This is a genomic window from Kitasatospora sp. Root107 (assembly GCF_001424875.1).
In the GTDB taxonomy this organism is placed as follows: Bacteria; Actinomycetota; Actinomycetes; order Streptomycetales; family Streptomycetaceae; genus Kitasatospora.
In genome coordinates this window covers 139,495-154,569 of record NZ_LMCT01000026.1, presented here as the reverse complement: position 1 = coordinate 154,569, position 15,075 = coordinate 139,495, and the positions used below count along the sequence as shown (strand labels likewise).

The following is a 15,075-nucleotide window of genomic DNA, read 5'->3' as shown; positions in this document are numbered from 1 at the left end:
GCTCTGGCAGACTGTGCCCGGCTGACGGCCCGTTGGGGTCGGGCATGACAAGGGGGCCTGGGGCATGTGGGGTCGGGGGACCGTTCTGGGTGGGCGTTACACGCTGACCGAGCGGATCGGCGGTGGCGGGATGGGTGACGTCTGGCGGGCCGACGACGAGGTGCTGGAGCGTCAGGTCGCGGTGAAGGTGCTGCATCCGGCGCTGCTGGAGGACGCGCTGTTCGCCGAGCGGTTCCGGCGGGAGGCCCGGCTGCTGGCCGCGCTCAGCCACTCCGGGATCGTCGACGTGTACGACTACGGCGAGGGTGATCCCGGCTCCGACCAGCAACGCGCCTACATCGTCATGGAGTTGATCGACGGGCAGCCGCTGCACGAGATCCTGGCGGCGGAGGGGGCGATGCCGCCCTCGCGGGCGCTCGCCCTGGTGGCCCAGACGCTGGACGCACTGGATGCCGCGCACCGGCGGGACGTCGTGCACCGTGACCTCAAGCCCTCCAATCTGATGCTGCGGAGTGGCGACCGCGTCACGGTGACCGACTTCGGGATCGCGCGCTCGACTGCGAGCACGAAGATCACCGCCTCGCACGCGGTGCTGGGGACGGCGCTGTACATGGCCCCGGAGCAGGCCGAGGGCGGTGCGACCACACCCCTGTCCGATCTGTACTCGGTCGGGGTGGTCTGCTACGAACTGCTCACCGGACAGCCGCCGTTCACCGGTGAGACGGTGCTGGAGATCGTGCTCAAGCACATCCGGGAGCCGGCGCCGCAGCTGCCGGGCCTGTTCCCCCAGGTGGTCCGTGACTTCGTCGCGACCGCGCTCGCCAAGCAGCCCGAGGACCGCTACCCGGATGCCGCCGCGATGGCGGCCGCCGCCCGGGCCGCGCTCAGTCCCGGTGCCGGTCGTCGTGCCGGTGGCCGAGCCGGTCGTCCCGCCCGGTACCGACGAGCCGAAGACCGTCGTGATCGAGCGCGAACCGCGCCGGAACTGGCGCCGTACCCTGGTGCCCGTCATCATCCCGGTCATCATCACCACGGGTGCGGGTGCGGGTACGGCGTTGCTGGCCGACTGGCAACCTTGGCAGTCCGACGCCAGATCCGGCGGTCCGATTCCGTCGGTCTCCAGGTCCGAACAGCTGAACTCCACTGCCTCACCGTCCGGTTCGGCCCCGGCCTCGTCGCCGGCTGCGCAGACTACGGAGCTCGGTGGCAGTACATCTGCCGCGCCCGCTGCCAGTTCCGGGAGCCCGTCGGGCGGCACGGTACCCAGCAGCGGCGGTCAGGCCACCGCCCCCGGGACCGTCACCACCCCGGCGCCCAAGCCGCCTGCCCCGACCCACACCGCGCCCGCAGCCACGCCGGCGCCCGCAGCCACGCAGGCGCCCGTCGGCACCGTCCCGGCGGGCTGCGGTGGTGCCGGGTGGGGCTACATCACCGGCGTGGGCAGCGGTCTCAGGCTCGGCCTGGCGGTCGACGGCCCGGTCGGGGGAGGCGCCGTGGTGATGGGTGGGTACTCCGCCTACGGTTGGCTGCGCGTCACTTCGGACAAGGTCATCAAGTTCTATCCCTGCAACGCGAGCAAGCCGGAACTGGAGCAGTCGCAGATGACCGGCGAGGTGCAACTCTTCAGTGGGTTCGGCTATCCGATGGGCTGGCGGGCGGCGTCCGCGAGTACGGCGGGGGCCGTCCAGCTCAGGAACTTCGTGGAGCAGCTCTGTCTGACCGCCAACGGTGCGAACAACCGGGTGACCATGGAAAGCTGCACGCCCGGCAACAAGAACCAGGAGTGGCGGGTCCCCTAGCCGCCGACGGAGCGTCAAGGCTTCCGGTACGTACGGAGCTTGCACCAGGGAGGTAACGGCCCGGGCCCGGGGTCTGGACCTCTCGGAGGGCTCTGGCAGACTGTGCCCGACTGACGGTCCGTTGGGGCCGGGCATGACAAGGGAGTCGGGGCATGTGGGGTCGGGGGACCGTTCTCGGTGGTCGTTACACGCTGACCGAGCGCATCGGTGGCGGCGGTATGGGCGACGTCTGGCGCGCCGATGACGGGGTGCTGGAGCGTCAGGTCGCGGTGAAGGTGCTGCATGCGGCGCTGCTGGAGGACGAGCAGTTCGCCGAGCGGTTCCGGCGCGAGGCCCGGCTGCTGGCCGCGCTCAGCCACCCGGGCATCGTCGACGTGCACGACTACGGCGAGAGCGCGGACGGCCCCGGCGGCCAGGTCGCCTACATCGTCATGGAGTTGATCGACGGCCGCCCGCTGAACGAGGTCCTGGCGGAGGACGGTCCGATGTCGGCCGAGCGCACGCTCGGGCTGCTCGCCGGTGCGCTGGACGCGCTGCACGCCGCGCACCAGCGGGACATCGTGCACCGGGACATCAAGCCGTCCAACCTGATGGTGCGCCCCGACGACCGGGTGGTGGTGACCGATTTCGGTATCGCCACGGCTGCTACCAGCACGAAGATCACATCGTCGCATGCGGTGCTGGGAACGGCGCTGTACATGGCCCCCGAGCAGGCCGAGGGCGCGGTCACCACGCCGCTCTCCGACCTGTACTCGATCGGCGTCGTCTGCTACGAACTGCTCACCGGTCAGGTGCCGTTCGGTGGTGAGTCGGTGTTCGAGATCGTGCTCAAGCACGTCCGGGAGCCCGCACCGGGGCTGCCGCCGAACTTCTCCCCGGCGGTCCGTCAGTTCGTCGCGACCGCACTCGCCAAGCAGCCGGAGCACCGCCACTCCGATGCCGCCGCGATGGCGGCCGCCGCCCGGGCCGCCATCGGCGGGACCAGCGGACCGGCGACGGTGCCCGCCACCGCCGTCGGCCTGCCCCCGGCGCTGATGGCCACGCCCGTCACGGTGGTGGCCGCGGTACGGGACGAGCGCCGTACCCAGATCGAGCCCAAGCGGCGGCGCTCCCGGGTCCTGATACCCCTGATCATCCCGATCGTCATCACGGCCGGTGCCGGCACTGTCGTGCTGATCGACCAGGGCGCGCTGCACAGCCGGGCCAAGGGGTCAGGCTCGAGCCCGTCCGCCCCGGTGAGCAGCGGGACGAACTCCGGCTCCACGCAGGCAGGTTCGGCATCTGCTTCGGCGGTCACCACGCCGTCCACCCCGGCAAGCGCACCGGCGGCCGACCCGAACGCCGGGCAGGGCACCGCGAACCAGCCGGGCGGCGGCACCGTCCCCAACACCGGCGGCGGCAACGCGGGCGGCACGGGCACCGGCTCCGGCACCGGCACCGGCACCAGCAACAACGGCGGAGCGGCGGCGGCCGGCGGTGCAGCCGCGATCGGCGGTGGCACACCCGGTGGCGGGGGCGGCGGCAGCGTTCCGGCGCCGGCGCCGACGCGGACCACGCCCACCCCCGATCCGCCGGTTCCGCAGGGCTGCGGCGGCGACGGCTGGGGCTACATCACCGGCGTGGGCAGCGGGATCAGGCTCGGCCTGGCCAGCGCGGGCATGGCCGGGGGCACGGCGGCGGTGATGGGCGGATACACCGCGTACGGCTGGGCGCGCTCGGCCCCCGACCCGGGCCAGTGGTACACCTTCTCCCCGTGCAGCCTGAGCAAGCCGGTGCTGGTGCAGAACACGGACAACAAGGGCGTCTCACTGTCCACGGGATTCAGCTTCACGACCAGGTGGACGGTGGTGAGTGCCGCGTCGGGCAACGTGACCCTGCGCGAGTACATGAGTTCCACCTGCCTGACCGACAACGGCTCCGGCAAGGCGGTCACCATGGAGACCTGCACGCCCGGTAACAAGTTCCAGGAGTGGAAGGTCCCGGCGGCAGGTTGAGTCGGCCGGTGGCCGTGGGGTGAACATCCGATGATGCCAGGGCCCGGCGGCGGTCGGGTACGGGATAACGGTGGGGACCACGCAGCCGACCGAAGGACCCCACCGATGCCCCTGAAGAACTACGGCGTGCTCGCCGCCACCGCCGTGGACCGGCGCCGGGAAGGCGCCACCGACACGCCGCACTACCAGATCCACCTGCGGGACGCGCACGGCACCGACTACCGGGCCGCCGTCAACGTCCAGTCGCAGCAGGCGCCTTCGGAACTGCTGTACGTGGTGGTCGACGACTTCCGGCACCCGCTCACCGGCCTTCTGCCCGCAGCCGGCAGCGGGTGGACCAAGCTGGCGTCCAAGCCCGGTACGGCTGCCCTCGACTTCATCCGGGGCAACCTGTTCGACCCCGCCGCGCTGCGGACCCTGCCGCCCGAACTGCCGGGCGTGGACAACGACCTGGCCGACCTGCTGGACCACTACGTGCAGCGCGCGATCGGCGACCCGGCCGCGGCGGTCTACCTGATCGGCGAGCGCTTCGGCCCCGAGGCGAAGGTCCCGGACAAGGTGTTCGGCTTCCTGCCGGGCAACGGTGTCCACGACATCCACATGAACCAGGGCAACAGCGGGCGGTTCAGCAAGGACGACGGCGTCCACCAGGACGGCGGGCTGATCATCCACCTGCCCGCCGAGAACCGCTGGGTGGCGGTGTTCCTGGCCTTCCAGTCGCAGAGCTGGCACACCGACGACGCCACCGGCCACACCCTGCCGAGCACGCCGGGCCGCCCGACCGAACCGCACGACCAGGCGGTACGGATCGTCGCAGCCCTGGTCAACCCGGCCGGTCCGGCCCCGGAGCGGGAGACCGTCACCCTGCTCAACGCCTCCGCCGTCCCGGTCGACCTGACCGGCTGGCAGCTCGCCGACCAGGCCAAGCACCGGCTGCCGATCCCGGCCACCCGGCTGGCCCCCGGCGCCCTGCTCACCGTGAACGGCCGCCGCGGCTTCGAGCTCGGCAACCACGGGGGCGTGATCACCCTGCTCGACCCGGCGGGCCTGAAGGTGCACGGAGTCTCGTACACCGCGCGCCAGGCCGCCGCCGAGGGCCGGACGATCAGCTTCTGACGCACCGTCTCACCCGGTCGGCCGTACGGCACGCCGACCGGGTGCAGCCGCGGACCTAGGCTGGCGAGATGACCGACCGTCAGCCGCCGAGGCCAAAGCGACTGCGCCACCGACCGCTCTCTCCGCTGCGCGAGCACCTGCGGGACTCGTTCTGGTTCGCCCCGCTGCTGACCTGCCTGGCGGCGGTGCTGATGGCCGGGGCGACCACCTGGCTGGACGCCGAGGTGGTGTRCGAGCAGATCGCCGAGACCGGCGACGCCTCCGACCTGCTGGCGTTCAGCAGCGGGGCGAAGTCCGTGGTCTCCACGGTCAGCTCGGCGATGCTGACCTTCATCGGTGTGGTCTTCTCGATCTCGCTGGTGGCCCTGCAGATGGCGGCCAGTCAGATGAGCCCCCGGGTGCTGCGACTGTACGTCCGGAGCCGGATCACCAAGGCCACCTTCTCGGTCTGCCTGGCCACTTTCCTGTTCACGCTGCTGGTGCAGCTCGGCTACGACGACACCACCGACCCGACCAAGGTCACCTCCGTCCCGCTGGTGTCCACCGCGGTGGCGGTGCTGCTGGTGCTGCTCAGTCTCACGCTGTTCGTGCTGTACGTGCAGTCCACCCAGCGGCTGCTGCGGGTGCCGCACGTGATCGACCGGGTGACCCGGGAGTCGGTGGGAGTGCTCACCACGTACCGCTGGATGGCGCCCGAGACCGGCCCCCGGATGGAGCCACCGGAGGGCAGCGTGACGCTGCTGCACGCGGGAAACTCGGGCGTGCTGCGGGACGTCAACCTGGCCCGGCTGGTCCGGGCCGCCCGGCGGCACGACGCGGTGTTCCACCTGGTGCCCCGGATAGGCGACTTCATCGCCCCGGGCACCCCGACCGTGGTGGTGGCCGGCGGCAGCTTGCCCCGTCCGCACCGGATCACCTCTGCCCTGAACATCGGGGTGGACCGCACCATGCACCAGGATCTGAGCTTCGGGTTCCGGCAGTTGGTGGACATCGCGATCCGGGCGCTCTCTCCGGCGGTGAACGACCCGACCACGGCGGTGCAGGCGATCGACCGGATCCACCAGCTGCTGGCGATGCTGGCGGGCTACCCGTTCGGGGAGCTGCGCTACCGGGACCGGGAGGGGAAGGTCCGGCTGGTCCAGCCGATCCCCGACTGGCAGTGCACCATCGACCTGGCCTTCACCGAGATCCGGATCTGCGGTGGCGGCCAGCCGCAGGTCTCCCGGCGGCTGGCCGCCGCCATGGACGACCTGCTGCGAATCACCCCGGAGGACCGCCGCCCGCCCCTGCTGGCCCAACGGGCGCTGCTGGAACGGGCGGTGGCCGAGAACGTGCCGGACCCGGCGAACCGTGCCTTCGCCCTGGCCCCGGACCGCCAGGGCATCGGCTGACACGGGGTCAGCCCCGGGCGGCGCTCTCGATGGTGGCGCGCAGGTCCTGGTAGGTGACCGGCTGAGCGGCTTCCTGGACCCGGCGCAGCGTGGCGAGAGCATGGCCCTTGGCGCCGCGTGGCAGCTCTGCGACCTGCGCCCCGGTCAGGACGTGGAAGATCCACTGAGTCGTGTCCAGCGCGTCATAGCGCTCCGGGTCGGGTTCGACGTGCAGGGCGAAAACGTACACATCGGCTTGGAACGCCGCGTCGGCCGCGTTGTAGGGGATGACGTCGTACGGGACGGTCCGGGCGATGGGCCATGAGGGAGGCGTGGGCTTCTTCGGCGTCGGCCATGCCTGGACCAGCCCACTGGACTTGACCTCGAGGCCGGTGAAGCGTTCGTCGCCATGGACGGGGCGGTGTGCGGCGTGGTTCATGATCCCCCTCTGGTTCGGCGGCGACTGTCGTGGACGAGCTTGCCAGCTGAGGCCGTCAGGACTCGCCGTCCTCCTGCGGGCGGGCCCGCTCGGGGAGCAGGAAGGCGAGCCCGGCGGCGAGCAGCAGGCCGGTGGCGGTCAGGCCGAGGGTCCAGCCGGCTGCCGGGCGGAAGCCGTCGGAGGTGGCCCAGCCGAAGAAGGAGGTGCCGAGGACGGCGACGCCGACCGAGCCGCCGAGTTGCTGAACGGCGTTCAGGACGCCGGAGGCGGAGCCCACTTCGTGCTCCTCGACGCCGGCCAGGGCGATGTCGAAGAACGGCGCCATGATCAGGCCGAGCCCGAGACCGGAGAGGACCAGTGCCGGGATCAGCTGGAGGCTGGTCAGTTCGGCGCCGCCGTGTTCGAGGGTGGCCCACAGGGTGAGTGAGCCCAGGATGGCGACTGCGAGGCCGAGGTGCAGCACCCGGCGGCCGTACCGCGGGCCGAGCACCGCGCCGGAGAGGATCGCGCCGACCACCAGGCCGAGCGAGAGCGGAATCATCGTCAGACCGGCGTGCAGCGGGGTCCAGCCGAGGCCGAGCTGGAGGTAGAGAGTGAAGACCAGCATCAGGCCCGCGACCGCGCCGAAGAACACCACGCCGGTGGCCAGCGCCCCGGTGAAGGCGCGGCGGGCGAAGAGTGAGGGCTCGACCAGCGGGGAGCCGCCGCGGCGCTTCAACCGCTGCTGGTAGCGGGCGAAGACCAGCAGGACGGGCAGGGCGGCGGCCATGCTCAGGTACGTCCAGAGCGGCCAGCCCAGCTCGCGGCCCTGGACCAGCGGGAAGACCAGCAGCAGCGCGGCGAGACCGACCAGCAGCATGCCGGGCAGGTCGAGCCGGACGGCGCCGTCCGCCCGGGTCAGCCGGTTGGCGGGCAGCAGCCGGGCGGCGCCGAGCACGGCCAGCAGGCCGAGCGGGAGGTTGACCAGGAACACCATCCGCCAGCCGGCGCCGAGCCAGTCGGCGTCCACCAGGAAGCCGCCCAGGGTCGGGCCGAGCACCGAGGAGAGGCCGAGCACCGGACCGAACAGGCCGAAGGCCGCGCCGATCTCCTGGGGCGGGAACATCAGCCGGATCAGGCCGAGGCCCTGCGGGATCAGCAGGGCGGCGAATCCGCCCTGGACGGCGCGGGCCCCGATCAACAGGCCAGGGTCGGTCGCGGCGGCGCAGGCGGCCGAGGCGAGGGTGAACCCGGCGACGCCGAGCAGGAACAGCCGCTTGCGGCCGAAGATGTCGCCGAGCCGGGCGCCGGTGACCATCAGCATGGCGAAGGCCAGCGTGTAGGCGGCGGCGATCCACTGGATCTGGGACTCGCTGCCGCCCAGGTCGCGCAGGATCGCGGGGGAGGCGACGCCGGTGATGGTGGCGTCCAGCAGGTCCATCGCCTCGACCAGCAGGATCAGGCCGAGGGCGGCCCAGCGGTAGCGGTGGAGTGGTCGTTCGGTCGGTGCGTCGAGCACGGCGGTCATGGCGGATCCCCTCGGTGGAACGATGTTCGCCTTGGCGAACAGTGTTTGTTGTGACGAACACTGTTCTACGACTGGAACGGCGTTCGTGTCAAGGTAGGATTCGACGGTCGCCTACTCCGGAGGTTCCGCATGACCAGCTGGCCCGAGACCTGGCCCGGCCGGGAGAAGCCCGCGCCCAGGCGGCAGCCGCTCAGCCGTGAGCGGATCGTGGCGACCGCGCTGGCGATCATCGAGACCGAGGGCCTGGACGCGCTCTCGATGCGCCGGGTCGCCCAGGAGCTCGGAACGGGGGCGGCCAGCCTCTACGCGCACATCAGCAACAAGGACGAGCTGCTGGAACAGGTGCTCGACCTGGTCTACTCGGAGATCACCATCGAGACGCCGGATCCGGCGCGCTGGCAGGAGCAGGTGAAGGACCACATGCGCCGCGCCCGCAAGGTGCTGATCAGCCACGGCGACCTGGCCCGGGCCGCGATGGCGGCCAACGTGCCCGTCACCCCGCACGCGCTGGACAGCGCCGAGGCGGTGCTCGGCCTGCTCAAGGCCGGCGGGCTGGACGACCGGACCGCTTCGTACGGCGTGGATGTGCTCTCGCTGCTGGTCACCGCCACCGCTTTCGAGGAGAGCAGCCGGTGGCAGGTGTCCGCCGAGGACGCGTCCGCCTATGGCGAGCGGATTCGGGCGTTCTTCGAGGCGGTGCCCGCCGACCGCTACCCGCTGGTGGTCTCGCTGGCCGGGGAGCTGACCCGGGACGTCGGCGACGAGCGGTTCGAGTTCGGCCTGGACATCCTGGTGGCCGGGCTGGCCCGGCGGGTCTGACGGCGGGTCTGACAGAGCGTCGGCGGAAAGTACGGAGCCCCCGCCGAGGCGGGGGCTCCGTAAGTGGTGGTGGGTCAGCCGGCGTCGGCCACCTTGGCGCCGCGCTTGTCGAGTGAGGCCAGGTAGGCGTTGTAGGCGACCAGCTCGGCGTCGCCGTCCCGGTCGGCGGCCCGGTCGCGGCGGCGGGCCTGGCGCTCCTCCGACTTGGCCCACTGGAGGGTGAGTGCGATCAGCACGATCGCGGTCGGGATCTCGCCGAACGCCCAGGTGATGCCGCCCGCGAGCTTCTGATCGGTGATCAGGTCGGTGCCGGGCGGGGCCATCGGGGTCTTGAACGTGGTCACCAGGGGGCTGGTCGCCATCATCACCGCCACGCCGAAGAAGGCGTGGAACGGCATCCCCATGAACAGCTCGATGATCCGCATCACGAAGCCGGGCCGGTGCGGGCCCGGGTCGACGCCCATGATCGGCCAGAAGAACAGCAGGCCGACCGCGAGGAAGTGCAGCATCATCCCGATGTGCCCGACCCGGTAGCCCATCAGGAAGTCGAACAGCGGGGTGAAGTAGAGCGCGTACAGGCTCGCGACGAACAGCGGGATGGTGAAGGCCGGGTGCGAGATCACCCGGACGTACCGGCTGTGCAGCAGTGCCACCAGCAGCTCGCGCGGGCCCTTGCCGCTGCCCTTGCGGGCCGGGCGCAGCGCGCGCAGGGCGAGTGTGATCGGGGCGCCGAGCAGCAGCAGGATGGGGGAGAGCATGGAGAGCACCATGTGCTGGATCATGTGTGCGCTGAACAGCACCATGCCGTAGTCGTTCAGCCCGGTGCAGGTCACCAGCAGGACGGTGCCGAGGCCGAGGAGCCAGGCGATGCTGCGGCCGACCGGCCAGCGGTCGCCGCGCCGGACCAGCCGGACCACGCCGGCGCCGTACAGCCCGAGGGCGACCAGGCAGCCGATCAGGAACGGCCAGTCGGGCGACCAGGTCAGCGCGGAGTCGGCGGTGAACGGGCCGAGAGGCGCCATCCCGCCGTGGTGGTGCATCCCGGTCATGCCGTCGCCCATCGGCGGGTCCTGCTTTCCCTCGTCAGTTCCGGTCGGGCCGGGCCGCTCTGCGGGTCCGGTTCGTCCGTTTTGCTTCGAGGGTCAGCCTAGGCGGCGCTTATCCCGCGGTCGCAGCCGCCCCCGGCGTGTCCACCGCGGCGTCCAGCGAGCCGGTGACCCGGACCAGGAGCGCGCGCAGGGTGGCGGCCTCGGCGGCGGAGAGGTCGCTGGCCTCGATGATGCCGCGCGGTACGCAGAGCGCCTGGTCGCGTAGGCCCGCCCCGGTGTCGGTGAGGCGGATGGTGACGGACCGTTCGTCCTCGGCGCTGCGGGTGCGCTGTACGTAGCCGGTCGTCTCCAGGCGCTTGAGCAGCGGGGAGAGGGTGCCGGAGTCCAGCCGCAGGTACTCGCCGATCTGCTTCACCGGCAGGTCGCCGTGCTCCCAGAGCACCAGCATCACCAGGTACTGCGGGTAGGTCAGCCCGAGGTCCTTGAGCAGCGTCCGGTACACGCCGTTGAAGGCCCGGGAGGCGGCCTGCACGGTGAAGCAGATCTGGCGGTCCAGGCGCAGCAGCTCGGCGTCGGACACCTCGGTGAGCTCGGTCATGTCTCCAGAATAGCCGCGGGCAGTCTAATTGTGCACAACTGAGTTGTGTGCAATGATTCTCTGCAGAGGGCGAGCCGGACACCGGCCGCCGAGGTACGAAGGGACGGGTCACCATGGACGCGCTGTACACCGCTGTCCGGTCAGGGCACCAACCCCGAGCAGCTCTTCGCCGCCGGGTACGCGGCCTGCTTCGCCAGCGCGCTCGGCCTGGTCGGCCGGCAGGCCCGGGTGGACACCAGCGAGGTCTCGGTCACCGCCGAGGTCTCGATCGGCAAGGACGGCGCCGGCTTCGGCCTGGCCGTGGTCATCCGGGTCGAGCTGCCCGACGCCCTCGAGGGCGAGTCCGGCCTGCTGCTGGTCAAGCAGGCCCACGAGGTCTGCCCGTACTCCAGGGCCACCCGCGGCAACATCGAGGTCGAGCTCGTCGTCGAGTAACCGCCCGCCGAACGCCTGGAGCCCCGGACCGAGCAGTGGTCCGGGGCTCCAGGCGTTTCTCCGGGGCGTCAGGCCGGGAGCGCCCGCCGCCGAACCGGCCTGGCAGGACCGCGCTCACTTGCCGGAGGTGCTCCCCGGTCCGCCGAGGTCGTCGCGGCTCACGTGCTCGCCCGGCGTGGCCAGCTCCGCGACCGCGTCCGCCCGGACCACCGCGCCGGTGGACTTCTTGCCGCGCCGCAGCCGGCCTTCCAGCCAGCTCGCGAAGGAGGTGAGCGAGAAGTTCACCACGACGAAGATCACCGCAACGATGGTGAAGCTGGCGATGGTGTTCGCGCCGTAGTTCGCGCTCATCGGGCGGACCGAGGCCAGCAGTTCGGAGAAGCCGAGCAGCGCGCCGCCCAGCGCGGTGTCCTTCACGATGACCACCAGCTGGCTGACGATCGCCGGCAGCATCGCGGTGACCGACTGCGGCAGCAGTACGTGGCGCATGACCTGGTTCTTGCGCATGCCGATCGCCTTGGCCGCGTCGCTCTGACCCCGGGGGAGGGACAGGATGCCGGCCCGGACGATCTCGGCGAGCACGGAGGCGTTGTAGAGGACGAGGCCGGTGACCACGGCGTAGAGCGGTCGGCTGTCGGGGCTGACGTCGGTGAACTCGGCGTACGCCGCGTTCGCGAAGAGCATCAGGATCAGCACCGGGATGGCGCGGAAGAACTCCACGACGGTGCCGGCCGCACCCCGCACCCAGCTGTGCTCGGAGAGCCGGGCGATGCCGAACAGCGCGCCGGCCGGCAGCGCGATGACCATGGCGAGCGCGGCGGCGATGAGCGTGTTCTTGAGCCCCGGCAGCAGGTACGTCTCCCAGGCACCGGAGTTGGTGAAGAAAGGCCGCCACTTGACCCATTCGAGCTGGTTCTTGTCGGAGAGGCTCTGCGCCACCCACCAGACCACGACGGCGAGGGCGACCAGGAACAGCACCGTGAGCAGTACGTTGCGCCGTTTGGCCCGCGGCCCGGGGACGTCGTACAGGGTGGACGCGGACTTCATCGCTTCACCGACACCTTCTTGCTCACCCAGCCGAGGAACAGCCCGGTCGGCAGGGTGAGGCAGATGAATCCGAACGCGAAGATGGCGGAGATGAGGATGAGCTGAGCCTCGTTCTCGATCATCTCCCGCATCAGGGACGCGGCTTCGGCGACACCGATCGCGGCCGCCACGGTGGTGTTCTTGGTCAGCGCGATCAGCACGTTCGCCAGCGGACCCACCACCGAGCGGAAGGCCTGCGGAAGGACGATCAGCCGCAGCACCTGAGGGAAGCTCAGGCCGATGGCTCGCGCCGCCTCGGTCTGACCGAGAGGCACCGTGTTGATGCCGGAGCGCAGCGCCTCGCAGACGAACGCCGCGGTGTAGGCGATCAGACCGAGTACGGCGAGCCGGAAGTTGATCGTCGTGAAGTTGTCGGCGCCGAGGGTGACGCCGAGCGTCTGGAACAGGCCCAGCGAGGTGAAGACGATGATCACCGTGAGCGGGATGTTCCGGACCACGTTGACGTAGGAGGTACCGAAGCCGCGCATCAGCGGTACCGGGCTGACGCGCATGGCCGCCAGGGCGGTCCCCCAGATCAGGGCGCCGATGGCGGAGTAGAAGGTGAGCTGCACCGTCACCCAGAACGCCCCGAGCAGGTCGTAACCCTCAAGAAAGTCGAACACGGTCTCCCGGCCCTTCCGCAGCAGTGACGACCCACGGGCCGCCGTGGGTCGTCCGGTTCAGCTGACGATGACGCCGATCTTCGGGGCGGGCTCGGGCTGGTAGTTGGCCGAGCCGAAGTTCTTCTTGACGGCCGCCTCCCACGAGCCGTCGCTGACCATCTTCTCCAGAGCGGTGTTGATCTTCGCCTTGAGCTCGCTGCCCTTCTGGACACCGATGCCGTAGTTCTCGTTGCTCAGCTTGAAGCCGCCGAGCTTGAACTTGCCCTTGAACTCCGGCTGCGAGGCGTAGCCGGCGAGGATCACGTCATCGGTGGTCAGGGCGTCGATGACCTTGTTCTCCAGGCCGGTCAGGCACTCCGAGTAGCCGCCGTACTGCTGGAGTTGGGCGTTCGGCGCGATCTTCGTCTTGACGTTCTGTGCCGAGGTGGAGCCGGTGACCGAGCAGAGCTTCTTGTTGTTCAGGTCCGTCGGCGTCTTGATGGATTCGTCGTCCGCCCGGATCAGCACGTCCTGGTGCGCCAGGAGGTACGGCCCGGCGAAGTCGACCTTCTCCGAGCGCGCGGGGGTGATCGAGTACGAGGCGGCGATGAATTGGACGTCGCCGCGCTGCAGCAGTGTCTCGCGGTCGGCGCTCTTGGCTTCCTTCCAGACGATGTCGCCAGGATCGTGGCCGAGCTGCTTGGCGACGTACGTGGCCACGTCGACGTCGAACCCCGTGTACTTGCCGTCCGGGGTCTTCAGGCCGATGCCCGGCTGGTCGTACTTGATACCGACGGTGATCTTCTCGCCGCTCTTGTCGCCGCCACCGTCGGAGCTGCAGCCGGCGGCGGTCAGGGTCAGTACGAGCGCAGCGGCGGTCGCGCCGGTGGCCTTGCGAAGCTTCATGGTGTTCATCCCTAGTGCGGTGGGGTCGGTCAGTGGTGAAGGATCTTCGAGAGGAAGTCCTTGGCGCGCTCGCTGCGCGGATTGCTGAAGAACTGATCGGGCGTCGTCTCCTCCACGATCCGGCCATCCGCCATGAACACCACGCGGTTGGCAGCCGAACGGGCGAAGCCCATCTCGTGGGTGACGACGACCATGGTCATTCCGTCCCGGGCGAGCTGCTGCATCACCTCCAGCACCTCGTTGATCATCTCGGGGTCGAGCGCCGAGGTCGGCTCGTCGAAGAGCATGATCTTCGGGTCCATGGCCAGCGCCCTGGCGATCGCGACGCGCTGCTGCTGTCCCCCGGAGAGCTGTGCGGGGTACTTGTCCGCCTGGGAGGCGACACCGACCCGGTCGAGCAGGTGGCGGGCCCGCTCGTCGGCTTCCTTCTTGTCCTTCTTGCGGACCTTGACCTGACCGAGCGTCACGTTCTGCAGCACGGTCTTGTGCGCGAAGAGGTTGAAGGACTGGAAGACCATGCCCACATCGGCCCGCAGTGCGGCCAGCTCACGGCCTTCGGCGGGCAGCGGCCTGCCGTCGATGACGATCTCGCCGGAGTCGATGGTCTCCAGGCGGTTGATGGCCCGGCACAGGGTGGACTTCCCGCCCCCCGAAGGCCCGATCACCACGACGACCTCGCCACGGGCGATGGTCAACTCGATGTCCTGGAGGACATGGAGCTCGCCGAAGTGCTTGTTGACGTTGCTCAGCACCACCAGATCGCCCGTGCCGGCGGTGGGATCTTCGTTGCTCACAGTTACTCCGCTCGTCGGCTTCATGGTCCGTCCTCCGAAATGAAGGCGCACGCCGAAAAGCGCAGGAGCAGTAACGGCCGGCTCAGCGGGTGCTGCCGCTCGCCGGCTGACGGGTGCTCAGGCCGACCGGGCCGAGGTCAGGGCAGGTGCTGTTCGGCGGTGTGCCAGGCCAGGGTGACCGCACGGTGGGCGGCGGCCGTCGCCTCGGAGATGTCGCCCGCCAGGCGGATCGGGGTGCCGAGGTGCACATGCAGGGCGGGGCGGCGTAGCGGGGCGGTGGCGAAGCCGGCGAGCTGCTTGGCGGTGCTGCCCGAGCTGAGGCGGCGGGCGCCGCACTGGCCGAGCGGCACCACCGGGGCGTTGGTCGCTGCCGCGAGCCGGGCCAGGCCGGTCCGGAACGCACCCGGCTCGGTGTCCCGGGGATCCCTGCGCTTGGGCAGGCCGCCCTCGCCGTAGATCAGCACGACCCGGCCCGCTGCGAGCGCCGCGGCGGCGACGTCGAGGGCGGCGCCCGCCCGGGCCGTACCGCGTCGGACCGGGATGTGCCCGCCGGCCCGCAGT

The 15,075-nt window shown here is 70.7% G+C and carries 15 protein-coding genes and 1 pseudogene; 7 read left to right on the top strand and 9 right to left on the bottom strand.

Annotation, left to right across the window (positions count from 1 at the left end; genetic code table 11):
• Positions 1-64: 64 nt before the first annotated feature.
• The 5 genes and pseudogenes from ASC99_RS42180 to ASC99_RS22955 form a co-directional block, all read left to right on the top strand.
• Positions 65-832: pseudogene (locus ASC99_RS42180) on the top strand (serine/threonine-protein kinase); the annotation flags it as partial.
• A 61-nt stretch (positions 833-893) separates the two neighbouring features.
• On the top strand, positions 894-1,799 hold the full coding sequence (locus tag ASC99_RS40940) for an RICIN domain-containing protein (RefSeq protein ID WP_057235039.1): 906 nt from the start codon (positions 894-896) through the stop codon (positions 1,797-1,799).
• A gap of 152 nt (positions 1,800-1,951) precedes the next feature.
• Positions 1,952-3,793 carry a serine/threonine-protein kinase gene (locus tag ASC99_RS22965; RefSeq protein WP_057240982.1) on the top strand — a complete coding sequence of 614 codons (1,842 nt, stop codon included), beginning with the start codon at positions 1,952-1,954 and terminating at the stop codon, positions 3,791-3,793.
• A 105-nt stretch (positions 3,794-3,898) separates the two neighbouring features.
• A complete protein-coding gene (locus ASC99_RS22960) occupies positions 3,899-4,909 on the top strand; it encodes a DUF2278 family protein (RefSeq protein WP_057235035.1) in 1,011 nt (336 codons plus the stop codon).
• 68 nt (positions 4,910-4,977) lie between these two features.
• On the top strand, positions 4,978-6,300 hold the full coding sequence (locus tag ASC99_RS22955) for a DUF2254 domain-containing protein (RefSeq protein WP_057235034.1): 1,323 nt from the start codon (positions 4,978-4,980) through the stop codon (positions 6,298-6,300).
• A 7-nt stretch (positions 6,301-6,307) separates the two neighbouring features.
• Here ASC99_RS22955 and ASC99_RS22950 read toward each other — a convergent pair whose 3' ends face one another.
• Together ASC99_RS22950 and ASC99_RS22945 are read right to left on the bottom strand one after the other, a co-directional pair.
• Complete coding sequence (locus ASC99_RS22950) at positions 6,308-6,718, bottom strand: hypothetical protein (protein WP_057235033.1); 411 nt, start codon at positions 6,716-6,718, stop codon at positions 6,308-6,310.
• A 55-nt stretch (positions 6,719-6,773) separates the two neighbouring features.
• Positions 6,774-8,225, bottom strand: coding sequence for an MFS transporter (locus ASC99_RS22945; protein ID WP_057235032.1), 1,452 nt, complete (start codon positions 8,223-8,225; stop codon positions 6,774-6,776).
• A gap of 129 nt (positions 8,226-8,354) precedes the next feature.
• Between ASC99_RS22945 and ASC99_RS22940 the strand changes: the two genes are divergently transcribed.
• Positions 8,355-9,044, top strand: coding sequence for a TetR/AcrR family transcriptional regulator (locus ASC99_RS22940; RefSeq protein WP_057235030.1), 690 nt, complete (start codon positions 8,355-8,357; stop codon positions 9,042-9,044).
• A gap of 74 nt (positions 9,045-9,118) precedes the next feature.
• On the opposite strand, the gene ASC99_RS22935 is transcribed toward ASC99_RS22940, so the two are convergent.
• Both ASC99_RS22935 and ASC99_RS22930 read right to left on the bottom strand, forming a co-directional pair.
• A complete protein-coding gene (locus ASC99_RS22935; protein ID WP_369824215.1) occupies positions 9,119-10,105 on the bottom strand; it encodes a cytochrome c oxidase assembly protein in 987 nt (328 codons plus the stop codon).
• A gap of 97 nt (positions 10,106-10,202) precedes the next feature.
• Positions 10,203-10,691 carry a MarR family winged helix-turn-helix transcriptional regulator gene (locus ASC99_RS22930; protein WP_057235028.1) on the bottom strand — a complete coding sequence of 163 codons (489 nt, stop codon included), beginning with the start codon at positions 10,689-10,691 and terminating at the stop codon, positions 10,203-10,205.
• A 45-nt stretch (positions 10,692-10,736) separates the two neighbouring features.
• Here ASC99_RS22930 and ASC99_RS22925 point away from each other — a divergent pair, with 45 nt between their 5' ends.
• A complete protein-coding gene (locus tag ASC99_RS22925) occupies positions 10,737-11,126 on the top strand; it encodes an Ohr family peroxiredoxin (protein ID WP_082598550.1) in 390 nt (129 codons plus the stop codon).
• 114 nt (positions 11,127-11,240) lie between these two features.
• Here ASC99_RS22925 and ASC99_RS22920 read toward each other — a convergent pair whose 3' ends face one another.
• The 5 genes from ASC99_RS22920 to ASC99_RS40935 form a co-directional block, all read right to left on the bottom strand.
• Positions 11,241-12,173 (bottom strand): amino acid ABC transporter permease, encoded by a 933-nt coding sequence (locus tag ASC99_RS22920; RefSeq protein WP_057235026.1) that lies wholly within the window; start codon positions 12,171-12,173, stop codon positions 11,241-11,243.
• On the bottom strand, positions 12,170-12,835 hold the full coding sequence (locus ASC99_RS22915; protein ID WP_057235024.1) for an amino acid ABC transporter permease: 666 nt from the start codon (positions 12,833-12,835) through the stop codon (positions 12,170-12,172). The genes ASC99_RS22920 and ASC99_RS22915 overlap by 4 nt, the downstream gene beginning before the upstream one ends.
• Before the next feature lie 57 nt (positions 12,836-12,892).
• Complete coding sequence (locus ASC99_RS22910) at positions 12,893-13,720, bottom strand: glutamate ABC transporter substrate-binding protein (protein ID WP_057235173.1); 828 nt, start codon at positions 13,718-13,720, stop codon at positions 12,893-12,895.
• 29 nt (positions 13,721-13,749) lie between these two features.
• Positions 13,750-14,538: an amino acid ABC transporter ATP-binding protein gene (locus ASC99_RS22905; protein WP_057235022.1), complete on the bottom strand. Its 789-nt coding sequence runs from the start codon at positions 14,536-14,538 to the stop codon at positions 13,750-13,752.
• A gap of 113 nt (positions 14,539-14,651) precedes the next feature.
• A partial coding sequence (locus tag ASC99_RS40935; protein ID WP_235583097.1) for a 1-acyl-sn-glycerol-3-phosphate acyltransferase occupies positions 14,652-15,075 on the bottom strand: 424 nt, incomplete at its 5' end.